Origin of the sequence: Oceanispirochaeta sp. (genome assembly GCF_027859075.1) — a bacterium.
Taxonomy (GTDB): domain Bacteria; phylum Spirochaetota; class Spirochaetia; order DSM-2461; family DSM-2461; genus Oceanispirochaeta.
Genome location: NZ_JAQIBL010000078.1, coordinates 1 through 14,927, shown reverse-complemented (window position 1 = coordinate 14,927; position 14,927 = coordinate 1). Strand labels below are relative to the sequence as shown.

Sequence of the window (14,927 nt, the reverse complement as noted above, 5' to 3'; positions counted from 1 at the left end):
ACCAGAGGCAGGTTGATCAGACCATCCAGTAGATTCTTGCCTCTGAAATCATGCCTTGTCATCCAGTACACCAGAATCAGGGCCAGTGGCAGATTCAAAGCCGTTGCAATGATCCCGATACGGATGGAGAGAAATAAGGTTGTCAGGATTTCAGAAGAATTCATATGTCCTGCTCCGATCTATTATTGAACATCAAAACCGTATTGCCTCAGGACCTCTGCCGCGTCCTCACTTGTGGAGATATAATCATAAAAGTCTTTTCCTCCAGGGCTCCCCTGTTTTAAAAAGGCGCAGAAATAGGAGACAGGCCTATGACTCTTCTCCGGGAAGACTCCCAGGATTTTAACTTTTTTAGATTTGAGGGCATCCGTGCGGTACACGATGCCTCTCTCTGTTTCTCCCAGTTCCACCACCGCCAGGGAGACTCTTACATTGGCACCGGGAAGCAGCCGCGGCTCCATTTCATCATACCACTGATAATACTCCAAACCACTCAGTGCATAGGCACCCGCGGGAACATGAGAAGGATCACCCATGGAAAGACGCCCGTCGAAAGAGGCGGGAAAGTCCAGGGAGTCATCAATATTCACAGGACCATCGGTGGAGTCGGAAGGGGCGATCAATACGATCCTGTTACCCGCAAAAGGAGCCGATTTTTCCACCAGATCATATGACGTTACGTAGTCCATCCATCTTGCAGATGCCGAGACATACACATCCGCATAAGCCCCCTCTATCAGCTGTTTGGCAAGGGTTCCGCTGGAGGCAGGATTAAGAAGCACAGGTTGACCCGTTTCAGCCTTGAACAGGTCTGCCAGATCCTGAATGACATCGATGGTGCTGACGGCGGCAAAAACGATGATCGCCTTATCAGAGGAGACTGTCTCTCTCTTTCCATTGGCAAAAACCATAGGTAAAGAGAGAAAAACAAACAGGATAGAAACTAAAATTCGCTTCATTAAAACTCCAGGGATCAAAGGTCTCTGTCTTTCTACTATACAATTACCATGCCAACAGCCTTAAAGGGCCAATTCCCCAGTATAATCATACCTTTGAGTATGTAAAGTGATAATTATTTACATCTATGTAAAATATTGAAGGGGTATACAAAGAGAGAAAACAGCCCCGCCCCCTTCTCTGTTTCTGCAGAAAACGGTTCCACCGTAGGCCTGAACAATGGAATGTACAATAGAAAGTCCCAGGCCGGAATGGTTCTGCTTGTCCGGGGCAGTCCTGTCTGAGAAAAAGCGGTTGAACAGCTTGGGGATGTTCCCCTCGGGAATCCCGGGCCCCCGGTCCAAAACAGAGATTTCAACAGACTGCCCGGCCTCTTCCATCCTGACAAGGATCGGTTCAGCAGGATCTGAAAAGCTGTCCGCATTATCCATCAGATTCACAAGACACTGGACGATTCTATCCTCGGAAGCCCGGATCATGAAATCTCGTTGATTCCCCTGTTTTTCCTGTAGAATAAAACGCTCGCCACCGGCATTCTTCTGATGAACCAACTCTCTCACAAGGGTCGATATATCCATGATCCCCCGGGATTCCTCACCGATCTGTACATCGATCTGGCTGATGTTCCTCATATCATCAATCAGCCTCTGGATCCTCCGCCCCTCTTTCTGTATGATTTCCAGAAACCGATCCCTGTCCGGGGTATCTGCATCCCGGCTCAGTTCTACCGCATTCAGGATGGAAGCCACCGGGTTTTTGAGTTCATGGGAGAGGTCTGAGGAAAAGCCGTCCATAAAGCCGACATATTCTTCCAGACGCCCGGATAAACTGTCCAGGGAACGGGACAGATCCCCTATTTCATCCCGGTTCTTCAGAGATCGGAAGCTTCCCCTGATACGCCCTCTATGATCCAGAAAACTCTCGGCCTGATCCCTCAATTTCCTGACAGGGATCGTGATTGTCCTGGCCAGGATCAGTGACAAAACTGCGGCGGCGGACAAGGAAAGAAAAAAGACCCTGACCATATCCAGACGGAGCTTGTAGAGATCTGTCAGAATCCTGTAGGTCGACCGGGATATCAGCACCACCCCTGCGACGGCCTCCTTCCTGATCACCGGCAGAGCGGAATAAAGATTCACCGACCTCTGTCCGCCGCTGGAATAGCGCGTATAAGCACCATATCGTCCCTGAAGAGCCTCCATGATTTCCGGGCCCAGCAGCTCTGTGGAAGCGCTGTAATATTCGGCGGATGGAAGGGGAACCGGGGGTTCCACAAAAAGGCGTTTGATAATATTCAGAGGATAGACGGCAGTCTTATAAAGCCAATGTTCCCGCAAAGACGGAGAAATTTCCTCATATAGAGAAGACCCCCGGCTGCTGACTTTGGAAACGCCGGGACTGGAAAGGGCTTTGGACTCCGGCAGAAGAGAAGGAGAACTGGAGTCTGCCAGAAGCTGGCCCGCCTCATCCACAATCCTGATGCGGGCATCCTGACGTCCCTCCATATTTCTGAGAAGAGTCAGGCCATCCTCCTTTATGTCATCAGACTCTCTCAAGGCTGCTGCGATCAGGCGTCCCTGCTGCACCATGGCATTTTCCATGCCTGTAAGGAGTTGCTTTTCATAGGTATCAAGGTAAAAAAACATACCGATGGGAAAAAAAACCAGCAGGAGGTTAAAAACAAGAAGGCGGAGAGTCAGTTTAGACATTAAAAGCCCTCACGATAGCGGTAGCCCAAACCATAGACGGCTTCGATCCGGTCAAATTCTTTGTCGACCTGAAGGATTTTCTTCCGCAGGCGTTTGATATGGCTGTCTATGGATCTGTCACTCACATAGTTATCCAGAGGAAACGCCGCCAGAATCAGCTGATCCCGGGTCCGGACGGTACCCGGAGCCTCAGTAAGGTCTTTGAGAATCCGGAACTCACTGATAGACAGAGGGAGAACTGACCCCTTCCACCAGGCTCTGTAACTGCTGCTGCAGATCTCAAGATTCTGATCCTGATTCCTGTCCTGAGATGAGGAGGGTCTCGTCGGAGAGAAAAAATACTGCCGGCCCTTCTGCTCTCTTCGCAGAAGGACCTTTACACGGGTGCAGAGTTCCCGCAGAGAAAAGGGCTTGCACAAATAGTCATCCCCGCCGATTTCGAGGCCCAGAATGCGGTCAAACTCTTCATCCCGGGAAGAGAGGAAGATGAGAGGAATCTGTTCATCCTCCTGCCTGATTTTCCGGCATAGCTCCAAGCCGTCCATCCGGGGCATCATGATATCCAGAATCATCAGATCGGGTTTTTCTTCCTTGAAGGCAAGCCAGGCTTTCTCTCCATCTTCAAAGGAAGTGACAGAATGGCCCTCTTTTTCCAGGGCATATGTCAAGGTTTCTCTTAAACTCTCTTCGTCGTCTACGACTGCAATTCTTGCCATACACAAAGTGTATCACACCAGAACCCACAGGTTCATAGAAGGAAGCCTAATTGCCATCATTCTGCCGCAATTAGGCCCTCATCCTGCCAACATTCCCCCTCATACTGAGCAGGTAATCACCTAAGATCTGCTACATCTTAGGTAGAATGGAAGAACTGGAGAACAAGATGAAAGAGAACAATAGTAACGAAACGGGAAAACCGAACTGGAAATCACCACTGATGAAGATGCAAGGAAACGGCGCGCCCTCCTTCGGGCTCAAGATTATCATCATCACGGTGATGATTTTCCTATTCCTCATCCCCCTGGGGATGATCAAGGACCTGATCCGGGAGAGAGAAGGCAGAAAGCTGGAAGCCGAAACAGATGTGGTTTCATCCTGGGGGGGAGAAAGCGCCATCGGAGGGCCCGTTCTCGTTGTACCCCGCCGCATGAAGCGGGAGGTTCTGGATGAGGCAGGCAAGGTTCTGAGAATGGAAGAATACACAGAAAGAGTTTACATGCTCCCCCGCAACCTGGATCTGGATGTCCGGAGCCGGAGTGAAATGAAGCACCGGGGTATATTCGAGGTTCCCGTATTTACCCTGGATTTGAGCGGATCAGGGGATTTTGCACTTGAGCCACTATATAAAAATTACAACTCTGCTGACTTGATATGGGACCAGGCCTACGTCCAGTTCAGCTATCATCATCTGAAGGGTATGAAGAAGACAGGCCCGCTGCTCTGGGGAGGGAAAGAAATCAATTTTGAGCCCGGTGACAGCGCCCTTTCCTTTTATGATGCTGTATTGAAAGTCCCCGTTGACATCGGATCAGGAGAAACATGGAACATCAGCCGGACCATCCCCTTCCGTTTCAACCAGGAGATCAGAGGAGGAACCTCCCTTGAGTTTCTGCCTTTGGGCGGAGAAACCAGAATACACCTCGAATCAGACTGGGTTTCCCCCTCCTTCCAGGGATACTACTTGCCCACCCAGCAAAATATTTCAGACCAGGGATTTACTGCCGAATGGGAACTTCATTCATTGAGCCGAAGTGTCCCCGAATCCTGGTCAGAATCGGAAACTTCCGTTTTTGATGAGATGAGGCAGACAGCGTTTGGTCTGAACTATTACCCCGCACTGAACTCATACAATAAAACCAGGAGAACCATCGATTACGGAATACTTTTCCTGATCATGCCTTTTATGACCTTCTTTCTTTTTGAACTGATCCGTAAGGTCCGAATTCATCCCATTCAATACCTTCTGGCAGGCTTTGGAAATATCCTCTTTTACCTGATCCTTCTCTCACTGTCCGAACATATTGCCTTTATGCCCTCTTACCTGGCAGCCTCCGCGGCAGTAGCCGTGATGCTCTCGTTGTACACCCTCTCCATTGACGGAGTCGGTTGGAAAGGATTGTACCTGCTTCCCGTTATGTCATCGGGCTACGGCTACCTTTATTTTGTCCTGAAATCTGAAGACTATGCCCTCGTCATGGGAACGGCAGGTCTTTTTGCAGCATTAAGCATTACAATGTTTCTCACCAGAGGGATCAAATGGTATGACTGAAGATGGGGGGTAGAGAAGATTTCTTTGCCGATATAACTAATTTTTGTAATGATTCATGCTCTTAGGATCGATTTCCTAACCAGAGGATCAATGAATCAAGTTCTTCCTGGCTGAGATCCGGGCGGTTCAGGATGATCTCAAAGGGTTTCTTTGACTGAATCAGCAGATAAAGAGCCTTTTTTGTCAGCTCATAAGACCGTATCCAGTTCCAGTCATGTTCCTCCTCCAGCTTATTGATTTCATTATGGATATGAATCCCTGAGGAGGAAAATGTATAGATCATAGATTTATCCGCATATTTTCGAGCCATAAGCCAGCTGGAAACAAACATCAGGAGAACACTGAGGCATATAAAAAGCAGGAAAAAGTTGAGGAAGAAGATGGCTCCGCTTTTAGAAAGGGGGTTCCCTCCTCTGATGAGGGTCAGTACCACACTGTAGATCACAGCCGAAAAAGTATATTTCAACAAACTGTGTTTTCTGAAGTTTCGAAGCTTGGCACTGAGGATAGTCGAATAGGAATAGGCTATTTTTATCTTAAAAGACTCTTTTTTTTCTGTCATGAGTCTATTATGTCTATGAGAGAGGCGGTTTTCAAGCCGCCTCAGCTCTTTATTTCAGAACTACAAAGACTCGCTCAAAATTCATGGTTTCCATTTGATAGATCCGCTACCAATATCATCTTAAAACCATTAAAATCTATGTATGGATAATCCCCATCTCCCCGAATCTCTGCCTTATGGCTTAAGACAGAAGCTATTAACCTCTTTTTTCGTCATCATATTCTCTCTCGGAGGATTAAATACCTACACTCTTCTCAGGATTACCGGGCAGGACCGCATCTTAGCCACACGTGTGGATCAGCAGATCCTTCTTCATAGCATTCATAATGATATTCAGAATATTAACGACAATATCAGCAATTATATCCGCAGCGGCAACGATGACTATCTGATTCAATACAGACAGGGTTTTATCAAAACCTCAGAAAAGTTGAACAGTCAGAAAGGGCTTGTTCAGGAAAGCAGAGAAATGCTTTATTCCTTTCGGGATCTGAATGCCATGCTGGAAACATACAGAAGCAAGGCGTCAGTGCTCATAGAGAACTATCAATCAGGAAAAGAAACCATATATGTCAGAGAATCGGAAACAGACCTTTTGAAGCTTTCCGGTTATGTCAGGGAAGAATTGCAGGACCTCAATACTCTCTTTCTGGACAACCTGCAGGACTTCTTTCTTAATTTCACAAAATTGATGGACCGGAATCTTAAGATTAATATTACCGCTGTTATCCTTATCATATTAGTCTGCTACATCCTGGCCTGGAATTTCTCGTTATCCGTGTCCCGCCCCATCCATCAACTGGCATTGGAACTCATCAGGTTCGGCCGGAATGCAGAAGTTATCAACCTGAAAGAGCCTAAGAGAAAAGATGAGATTACCGTCCTGTTCCGCTCCTTTAATGAAATGTCACGCCGGATCAGTTCACAGATTGTAGGGATTCAGGAAAAAGCCGAGCTGGAACAAAAGTTAAAGGACAGGGAGATACAGCATCATAAAACAGAACACCTGTTAAAAGAATCCGAACTGTCTCTCCTTCAGTCACAGATGAATCCCCATTTCCTATTCAATACTTTGAATGTTATTGACTCTCTCAGTACCCTGGAAGAAGCACCCCGGACCGGGGATATGATCCGCAGCCTCTCAGAACTGCTCCGTTATAATTTGTTGAATCAGAAGAGTATGGTTTCCCTGGAAGAGGAAGTCGATCTCATAGGGAGTTATATTCATATCCAGAAAACCCGTTTCGGGGAGAAGCTTTCCTTTGACAAAGAGATAGACCCGGAGATCCTTTCGGTTCAGGTCCCGGCCATTATCCTTCAGCCTCTCGTTGAAAATGCGATCAAACATGGAGTTGAGCCGATATCCCGCCCGGGAAAAGTACAGCTCAGTATCAAAACGAAAGACGACCACATTGTCATTGAAATCAGAGATAACGGTGTGGGTATCAGCCGTCACAGAATTGATGAGATTATGGATACTGCATTTCAAATGGATTCCATGGGGATCAGAAATGTGATGAGGCGTCTGGCCCTGAAGTATGGGAAAGAGTGCTTTCAAATAGAAGAAGGGAATCCATCCGGAACAATCTGTCACATAAGAATACCTGTGTAAGATTAGTTGGATTGCCGGTATTCCCGGGGACTCATGCCTTTCTGCTTTTTGAAGACTTTACTGAAATAATTGACATCCCCATATCCGGCTTCTCCGGCTATTTTACGGACTGTCATATCCGATTCCTTGAGCAGGCGGCAGGCGAACTCCATCCTGCGGCTGATAAGATATTCCAGAAAGTTCATTTTATACTTATCTTTGAAGATCTTGCTCACATACTGGGGAGTCAATCCCACCGAACGAGCCGTCGTTTCGAGACTGACTTCATTAAAATCATTCAAATCGATGTACTTCAGGATTTTCCTGATTTGAAGATCCTCCACAGCATGGCTGTTCTGCTGAAGTTCCATGTAATCCATCAGAGACTGAGCAATCCAGCTCAGGAGTTCAAGACGATCTTCCTGTAAAGGAATATCCCGGAGCATATTGGCAATAAGAAGGCTGCCCTGCATGTCTCCCTGGTCTTCCATAAACCGCCGCAGCTGGATCAAAAATTCTGTCAATGCGGTTTGACAATCTCTGAGAATCACATCGGGCTCACTCAAACGTCTTAGAAACTGATCCAGAATTTCTACAGGATTATCGGGTGAGGTACTTTTTAAAGCTGTAAAAAAACGGTCTTCCAGTTCCCGGGAGTATTCAAAAACCTGCCCCGGGGACTGACCTGTTTCCAGGGCATTCATGGCCTGTCTGTAGGAGAGAGGAAACTCGGCTGGATTGCTTTTAATACTGCCGATACCGGTCAGAACAGTTCTACTGCTGAGTATCTGAAGCCTGTGTGCAATGCTTTCTACCAGGACCTCGTCAATTTCCGCGCCTGTTTCCCGTTTGATAAAGACAGGTAGGATTCCCCCCATCCAGCGTCCGGCGCTGCATCCGGGCAGATGCTTTATAAAATCTGAAATATCTGTACTGATACGGCTCATCTGAGTCGGGATTTCATCCAGGCGGAACAAAACAAAGAATCCGCTTTTAACAGAAGGTTTCAGATGATCCGCATAAAAACCGGCACTCAGCCCCCCGCAGCTACCGTATATAAAGGAACTCACCATATCGCTCTCGGCAATTTGACGGTATGTTTTCAGCTGATCCAGATCTCTTAAAGTCTCCCTCTGACTGATGATCCTCTGAACTGCAAGATCCAGTAATCGGGCCAGTTTTTTTTCCTGAACCGGTTTGAGAAGATAGCCCAGCACACCGTGATTGATGGCATCCTGAACATATTCAAATTGGTCATAAGCCGAAAGGACAATGATCTGAGCCTCAGGATGCCGCTCCAGAATCAAGCGGGAGGTTTCAAGACCATTCAGATCGGGAATCTGTATATCCATCATAACAATATCAGGTCTTATACGGCTGAAGATCTCCAAACCTTCCGGGCCTGTCCCGGCCTCTCCGGAGACAACAAACCCCGGGAACCGTGTTTCTATCAGATTTCTGAAAGAAAAGCGGGCCAGAGGTTCATCGTCGACAATTAATATTTTATATATCTGATCCATCCGCCCTCTAGGAGCGATCCGCATTGAATTCCTTAACTGTTTCGAAAAGGGCCACCATATTTTCTATAGGAGTAAGAGCCTGTACATTATGAATGGCATCAAAAACGAATCCGCCCTGCTTGCTGAAAATTTTCAATCGTTCGGCAACTTCCTTTCTGACCTCATCGGCTGTTCCAAAAGGAAGAGTCATCTGAGTATCCACTCCTCCTCCCCAGAAAGTCAAGGATTGACCATACTTGTCCTTCAAATGAGAAGGGTCCATACCGTCGGCGGAACACTGCACCGGATTGATAATATCAAATCCGCTGTCTACAAAATGACTCATAAAGGGCTCCACGGCACCGCAGGAATGTTTGAATGTTTTCCAGCCAGTATTTTCATGAATCCAGCTGGTGATTTTCTTATAATAGGGGGCATACATTTCATTGTAACTGTCTGTGGAACAGAATTGGGAATTCTGTGTTCCAAAGTCGGTTCCGCAGATGAAAACGGCATCGGGAGTATCACCGACTGCCGCGTAAATTTTAACCAGATTGGCCAGAGCAATATCACTCTGCTTCTGGAAAACCTCATGAATATAATCGGCCCGGGTCATTGTGGATATATACCACTCAGTAATATCCCGGATGCCCTTAGGTTCTTTAAGAAAAGGAGCCGGGACCAAAGCGATATCACCAAAAGCTGTACCGCCAAAGGTGGCAATGATGCCCTTCCCCGTCTGTGCAGCTTTATCACAAGCCTGTTTGAAATAGGCCAGATCAACATCAGAGACAGGGCCGAATTCTTCCAGATTATCTTCAGGATTCAAATTATCATCATCGATTTCAGGCTGTCTGACGATGGTATCGTAAAAATATCCGCCCTCAGGCATCCGGCCACTGGCAGAGGCGTTCATATCCCCTTCGGGGTAGATAAACACATCCCCGTCCTTCCGGCTTGTGTTAAAATTCCCGGGAACCAGAACATCCTGTCCCCAGGGAGTCGTCCATTCCTTCCAGTTTTCAAGAGGGAATCCAAAAAGTGTATCCCGGGGAAAAACTCCCGTCACATCAGCCCCTATCACATCCTGAAGATCTTCTTCCACAAGGCCCAGCATCTGGTAGGGTTCATGAATTTTAACCGGCTTTTTCTCAAGTCCGTAATACTTCCGGAGCCCCTCCACGACAGAACAGTGCATACCTGTGACACTGGTGGCTCCAAAATCTACCGGAACCGGACCATCCTTATGATTGAGTGCATTCTGTAATTTTTCTTTACCAGTCATGAGTCAGATCTCCTAGATTGTCTTGTATTTTTTACTAAGGGTATCAATGAGAACTGCGGTTAGAAGAGTTCCCCCGAGAACAAAGGTTTGCCAGTAAACATCCACACCCAGGAGTGTCAGGGCATTGGTGATAATGGCTATAAGAAAAGTACCCAGAAAAGCTCCCAGAACCGAACCTTCACCCCCCTGAAGGCTGGCACCTCCAATGATAACTGCCGTAATGACCCGCAGTTCCATTCCGGTACCGGCTGTCACAGAGGCAGATCCCAGGCGCGCCGTCATGACGATTCCGGAAATGGCGGCAAAGAGGCCTGTCAGGACGTAAGCCAGAATTTTCATTTTATCCACAGGGATTCCTGAGAGTCTCGCGGATTGTTCGTTCCCCCCGATGTAGTAACTTTGCCGAAAAAACCTGGATTTCCTCAGGTAAATATCTCCTACGATGATAAGAGCGGCGGCAATGAGAATGGGTGTCTGAATACCGAATATTTTAGCCTGACCAATGGCTTTAAATGCATCGGGAAGTCCTGTTATGTTTTGACCTTTGGTAACAATCAGGGTCAGCCCTCTAAAAAGGCTCAAACTGGACAGGGTGGTTACAAAAGGATTTATCCCTACCTTGGCAATTATAAATCCATTGAAGAAACCGATAGCGCCGCCGATCAGGAGTCCGATTAGCAGAGCCATAGGAATGGGAACCCCTGCTTTGAGCATCAATGCCGTCATGGCACCCGTAAAAGCCACGACCGACCCGACGGACATATCAAAGCCGCCGGAGACCATCAGATGAGCCATGGCTACGGCAATGATGGCTTCCAGGGAAAGCCCCAGAAGAACAGCCAGAATATTTCCCGTACTCAAGAAATAGGGTGAGGCAAATATCATTACTATAAAAAGGAGTGATACGATCATAAAGATCATAAACTCCCTCTGTTTTACCATACTTTTTAACCAGTTCATTTATTGTGCTCCTTCAACAGTCCCTGCAGCGAGGGTCATAATACTTTCTTCTGTGGCCTGATCTCCCTGAACCGTCCCGACCAGTTTTCCGCTCTGCATGACTAAGATGCGGTCGCTCATACCCAGGATTTCCGGCAGATCCGATGAGATCATTAAAATTCCCACCCCTCGGTCAGCCAGATTACGGAGCAGATTATATATCTCACTCTTCGCACCGACATCGACGCCTCTTGTGGGTTCATCCACAATCAGGAGACGGGGTTTGATTCCCATCCAGGCCCCCACGAGTACTTTCTGCTGGTTTCCTCCCGACAGTTTGGCCAATTTCTGATCGAGAGAGGGTGTCATGATTCCGAACTCATCTTTACTTTCTGCGGCAAACTTCTGAATATGCGCCTCATTTAAAAAACCTGAGGGCGATGTAAAATCTTCCAGATGGTTAGCGACGAGGTTCTGTGTTATTGAAAAATCCAGGATCAAGCCTTGAGTTTTCCGGTCTTCGCTGAGGTATCCAACACCATAATGAATGGCATCCTTGGGATTCTTAATATTGAGGATTCTGCCATCCAGGGAGACCTGTCCTGATTCAGGAACTTCCGCCCCGAATATGGACCGTCCAACTTCGGTTCTTCCCGCCCCGACAAGACCGGCCATTCCAACGATTTCCCCGGCTTTAATTGAAAAACTGATATTTTCAAAGAAACCTTTTCGACTGAGATTTTCCACTTTCAGAAGTTCTGTACCAATAATCTGATCCTCTTTCCTCTGGCCATACATATTTGAGATAGTCCGGCCGACCATATTGTTGACTAGAAAATCCTCATCAATTTCTGAAACTTCTGCGCTGCAGACATACTGGCCATCCCTCAGGATGGAAACTCTATCGGCTATCTCAAAAATCTCGCTGAGGTGATGAGATATATAAATAAATGAAAGACCCTTTTTCTTGAGTTTTCTAATGTTTTCAAACAATTGAGTGACTTCATGTTCTGTAAGAGATGAAGTAGGTTCATCCAGAATAAGAACTCTGGGATTAAATGAAATAGCCTTGATAATTTCGATGACCTGCTGATTGGCGACGGAGAGTTCTCTCACCGGAGTGGCCGGATTCAGATCCTGCAGATCAAATAACGCCAACAGTTCTTTCGTCTGTGTGTGAAGGGCATCCCAGTCAATCATGTTCATTTTGCCCACAGGCTGGCGGTTGGCAAAAATATTCTCGGCAATACTCAGACCCTGTATCAGGCTTAATTCCTGAAACACAATACTGATTCCCTTGTGGTTGGCATCATGAGGGGATGAAAAATGAATCTTTTCTCCCTCCAGATAAATGACACCGCCATCAGGCTGATAAATGCCGCTTAATACCAGCATCAGAGTGGATTTACCAGCTCCGTTTTCACCAACCAGAGCATGAACCTCACCTTCTCTAATTTGAAGATCGACTCCGTCCAATGCTCTTACACCGGGAAAATCTTTTTCAATGCCCCGTGCTTCCAATATCCATTCAGACATATAAACTCCTATATATCTCTTTATAAAGAGAGCAGCCCTCCCTCTTATCAGACTGAAAGACTGCTCTCTTAATTACATACGACTCTTTTAAATCATAATTTATCTCATGAAAAACTTGTAGTTGCTTTCATCCACGATGACCGTTCCTGTGTCTACTGTAGCAGGTATTCCCAGTACACCGGCTAATTTGTTATCAGTTGTAATGGCGACTTTGCTGTTATTCAGATTGAATAAGATCTGGGTTGCATAGTAGGGCATCAGAGCTGTCTGCTGAGCAACAGTTGCAGAAATGATACCTTCTTCGATGGCTTCCAGTACTTCGTTTCCTCTATCCATGGCTACGATCTTAACAATTCCGGCTTTTCCGGCTTCTCTGACAGCGGTTGCCGCACCGGCTCCGCCAGCTCCTTCAACACATGCCAGACCTTTCAGGTCGGGGTATTTCTGCATCAGAGCGGAAGCAGCCTGAGCCGCGATAACAGGATCACTCCGAGTGTCTGCAATCTGTACAATTTCAATTCCGGGAAATTCGGACAAAGCCTGTTTGTAACCGGCAATTCTTTCTTCCAGGTTGGACTGACCAGGTTTTGTCATAATAGCTACTTTACCGCTTTCACCAATAAGAGAAGCCAATTTCTTTCCGCCCTCAACACCGGCACCGAAATTACCAGTACCGATAAAGGCCAGTCTATCTGAACCGGGAAGGTCAGCATCAACAGTAACAACGGGAATTCCCTGGGCTATGGCTTTATTGACAATAGAGTTCAAAGAGGGTTCAAAACCGACGACGACAATTCCATTCGGCTTTTTAGCAATGGCTGATTCAAAAGCAGAAATCATGGCATTCATGTCATATTCGGCAGGACCGATATATTCGGTGCGGACACCCAGTTCTTCACCGACCATCTTCATTCCCATTTTATGGTCATAAAAATAGTCCAGGTTTCCAAGAGCAGAGACCTCTATATACAGCTGATCTGCTGTAGATGCTTCGGGGGCGGCGACTGCTTCAGTACTAACAGTTTCGGCTTTCTGACATCCGGTAAAAATAATTGCCAGAAGGATCAGTAAAGGTAATAATCTCTTCATAAAAAAACTCCTTTGATAAGTGATGTATTTATCATAAGGTGCCTTTGAAGGATCCGGGCAGGAACAAATTTTTGCTAAATACATGAAGAATTTAATACAAGGATTCAGAAGGACAAGGTATTTACCCTGAAAATCTTAAGTTTGTCATGGAAAGCTTAATTTTCCCGTGCAAACTGTACCAGAGCCTTCAGATTCCGGTGAGGCGTCCCCCGGGGAACTTCGCATCCGGCACCGTAGATAAAACGGGGGCCCGCCACATCCCGGCAGACTTCAAGCTCTTTACTGATCAGTCGTTTATTTCCATTCATCAGTATCCTGACAGGATCTACGAATCCAAGGAGTACAGCCTCGGGTCCTGTTTCTCTCCGGGCATCTTCCGGAGTGACAAGAGAGTCAATATCCAGAATATCTGCTCCGGTAGCGGCCATCATTTTACAGATGGAGCTTGTATTTCCACAGATATGAAGACGGGCCAGAGCACCGGCTTTATGTATAGCCTCCACCAGTTTCTTCTCATGCTCCCAGATCAGCTCTTCATAAAGTGCAGGGCCGAAAAGAGAGGCGGCAGCATCACCGAATCCGATGATATCCGCACCTGCCTCAATCTGGGCGAGAGCAAACTTTATCGCCGTTTCGTTGACCAGGGCAAACATGTCACTGACAAAAGAGGGATCGTCCATACAGTCCAGCATGATATGATTAATGCCTCTCAGGTCGGAGGCTTCGGCGGCAGGTCCCTCCACCCAGCCCTCAATCAGTCTGGTATCACCGCAGGCGGCTTTTAATCCGGAGACCACTTCCAGGCGGTTACTCATCCTTTTACCTGTATAGGGATCGGGAGGAATCAATTTCAAAAGCGCTGATTTATCAGAAATCAGGGCATGCGCTTCATTCGTGGCGGGAGGCTGATCATCAAACCAGATGACTTCCGCACCCCAGTCATGAGCCTCTGTGGCCGGGTCAGAAATGGCTGAAACATAATCCAGATCAAAGGCTTCGGCGACGGCAACCTGTCCTTTCACATGTGTCTTTGCATCTGTGGCATATTTCTTATAGGACTCTGAGATGAGATCGGCCGCGAACATCATGGTGATGGGCATGCAGGGACTGGAATCGACAGGATTTCCCCTTAAAAAATGTTTTATCCGTTCCCGTCCATTCATACCATTCCCCCTGTACAATCAATAATAGCACAGCATCTCATTATAATAAAAAAAGCCGGAGGAACCCCATGAACCTCCGGCAGGAAACATTTACAGAAAAGGAATATTATGCCGGCTCGGGAGCTCCAACAGATTTATGCTTCTGAGCCGTAACAATGAAAACTGCCAACAGTACAATCGCAATTACAATACCGATGGGCTGGGAGATGGAAGGAGACAGTTTTAATCCTTCAGGAGCCTGCAGAATATATGTAGTCACAACGGCAGACATAAATGTGGCAGGAACGGTAGCAATCCAATGGAATTTCTTGTTTCTAAGCATGTACAC

Annotated in this window: 12 protein-coding genes and 1 pseudogene; 2 read left to right on the top strand and 11 right to left on the bottom strand. The window is 46.9% G+C overall.

Going from position 1 to position 14,927, the window contains the following annotated elements:
- Positions 1–182: 182 nt before the first annotated feature.
- From modA to PF479_RS04250, 3 genes are all read right to left on the bottom strand, one after another.
- Positions 183–959 (bottom strand): molybdate ABC transporter substrate-binding protein, encoded by a 777-nt coding sequence (modA, locus tag PF479_RS04260; RefSeq protein WP_298002524.1) that lies wholly within the window; start codon positions 957–959, stop codon positions 183–185.
- A gap of 123 nt (positions 960–1,082) precedes the next feature.
- Positions 1,083–2,666, bottom strand: a complete 1,584-nt coding sequence (locus PF479_RS04255) for an ATP-binding protein (RefSeq protein ID WP_298002522.1) — start codon at positions 2,664–2,666, stop codon at positions 1,083–1,085.
- Entirely contained in the window at positions 2,666–3,382 is a 717-nt protein-coding gene (locus tag PF479_RS04250; protein ID WP_298002521.1) for a response regulator transcription factor, read from the bottom strand. Before PF479_RS04250 ends, PF479_RS04255 begins: the two co-directional genes overlap by 1 nt.
- 167 nt (positions 3,383–3,549) lie before the next feature.
- On the opposite strand from PF479_RS04250, the gene creD reads away from it, so the two are divergent.
- Complete coding sequence (gene creD / locus PF479_RS04245; RefSeq protein WP_298002520.1) at positions 3,550–4,935, top strand: cell envelope integrity protein CreD; 1,386 nt, start codon at positions 3,550–3,552, stop codon at positions 4,933–4,935.
- 61 nt (positions 4,936–4,996) lie between these two features.
- Here the strand turns inward: creD and PF479_RS04240 are convergent, their stop codons facing one another.
- Complete coding sequence (locus tag PF479_RS04240) at positions 4,997–5,497, bottom strand: hypothetical protein (RefSeq protein ID WP_298002518.1); 501 nt, start codon at positions 5,495–5,497, stop codon at positions 4,997–4,999.
- Between the two features lie 142 nt (positions 5,498–5,639).
- Between PF479_RS04240 and PF479_RS04235 the strand changes: the two genes are divergently transcribed.
- Positions 5,640–7,109 carry a sensor histidine kinase gene (locus tag PF479_RS04235; protein WP_298002516.1) on the top strand — a complete coding sequence of 490 codons (1,470 nt, stop codon included), beginning with the start codon at positions 5,640–5,642 and terminating at the stop codon, positions 7,107–7,109.
- Between the two features lie 2 nt (positions 7,110–7,111).
- Here the strand turns inward: PF479_RS04235 and PF479_RS04230 are convergent, their stop codons facing one another.
- From PF479_RS04230 to PF479_RS04200, 7 genes and pseudogenes are all read right to left on the bottom strand, one after another.
- Positions 7,112–8,608, bottom strand: coding sequence for a response regulator (locus tag PF479_RS04230; RefSeq protein WP_298002514.1), 1,497 nt, complete (start codon positions 8,606–8,608; stop codon positions 7,112–7,114).
- A gap of 7 nt (positions 8,609–8,615) precedes the next feature.
- The gene (locus tag PF479_RS04225; protein WP_298002512.1) at positions 8,616–9,872 is read right to left on the bottom strand and encodes a uroporphyrinogen decarboxylase family protein; all 1,257 of its coding nucleotides are present in this window, start codon (positions 9,870–9,872) and stop codon (positions 8,616–8,618) included.
- A gap of 12 nt (positions 9,873–9,884) precedes the next feature.
- The gene (locus PF479_RS04220; RefSeq protein WP_298002510.1) at positions 9,885–10,832 is read right to left on the bottom strand and encodes an ABC transporter permease; all 948 of its coding nucleotides are present in this window, start codon (positions 10,830–10,832) and stop codon (positions 9,885–9,887) included.
- A complete protein-coding gene (locus PF479_RS04215; protein ID WP_298002508.1) occupies positions 10,833–12,347 on the bottom strand; it encodes a sugar ABC transporter ATP-binding protein in 1,515 nt (504 codons plus the stop codon). It lies immediately after the preceding gene.
- Positions 12,348–12,446: 99 nt separating this feature from the next.
- On the bottom strand, positions 12,447–13,436 hold the full coding sequence (locus PF479_RS04210) for a substrate-binding domain-containing protein (protein WP_298002500.1): 990 nt from the start codon (positions 13,434–13,436) through the stop codon (positions 12,447–12,449).
- Between the two features lie 155 nt (positions 13,437–13,591).
- Complete coding sequence (locus PF479_RS04205; RefSeq protein WP_298002498.1) at positions 13,592–14,599, bottom strand: uroporphyrinogen decarboxylase family protein; 1,008 nt, start codon at positions 14,597–14,599, stop codon at positions 13,592–13,594.
- A 106-nt stretch (positions 14,600–14,705) separates the two neighbouring features.
- Positions 14,706–14,927: pseudogene (locus PF479_RS04200) on the bottom strand (carbon starvation protein A); the annotation flags it as partial.

Bases quoted from the DNA above. Each gene is read 5' to 3' on its own strand.
- PF479_RS04225 (WP_298002512.1), bottom strand. From the start codon at position 9,872: ATGACTGGTAAAGAAAAATTACAGAATGCACTCAATCATAAGGATGGT.
- creD (WP_298002520.1), top strand. From the start codon at position 3,550: ATGAAAGAGAACAATAGTAACGAAACGGGAAAACCGAACTGGAAATCA.
- PF479_RS04230 (WP_298002514.1), bottom strand. From the start codon at position 8,608: ATGGATCAGATATATAAAATATTAATTGTCGACGATGAACCTCTGGCC.
- modA (WP_298002524.1), bottom strand. From the start codon at position 959: ATGAAGCGAATTTTAGTTTCTATCCTGTTTGTTTTTCTCTCTTTACCT.
- PF479_RS04235 (WP_298002516.1), top strand. From the start codon at position 5,640: ATGGATAATCCCCATCTCCCCGAATCTCTGCCTTATGGCTTAAGACAG.
- PF479_RS04205 (WP_298002498.1), bottom strand. From the start codon at position 14,599: ATGAATGGACGGGAACGGATAAAACATTTTTTAAGGGGAAATCCTGTC.
- PF479_RS04210 (WP_298002500.1), bottom strand. From the start codon at position 13,436: ATGAAGAGATTATTACCTTTACTGATCCTTCTGGCAATTATTTTTACC.
- PF479_RS04255 (WP_298002522.1), bottom strand. From the start codon at position 2,666: ATGTCTAAACTGACTCTCCGCCTTCTTGTTTTTAACCTCCTGCTGGTT.
- PF479_RS04220 (WP_298002510.1), bottom strand. From the start codon at position 10,832: ATGAACTGGTTAAAAAGTATGGTAAAACAGAGGGAGTTTATGATCTTT.
- PF479_RS04250 (WP_298002521.1), bottom strand. From the start codon at position 3,382: ATGGCAAGAATTGCAGTCGTAGACGACGAAGAGAGTTTAAGAGAAACC.
- PF479_RS04240 (WP_298002518.1), bottom strand. From the start codon at position 5,497: ATGACAGAAAAAAAAGAGTCTTTTAAGATAAAAATAGCCTATTCCTAT.
- PF479_RS04215 (WP_298002508.1), bottom strand. From the start codon at position 12,347: ATGTCTGAATGGATATTGGAAGCACGGGGCATTGAAAAAGATTTTCCC.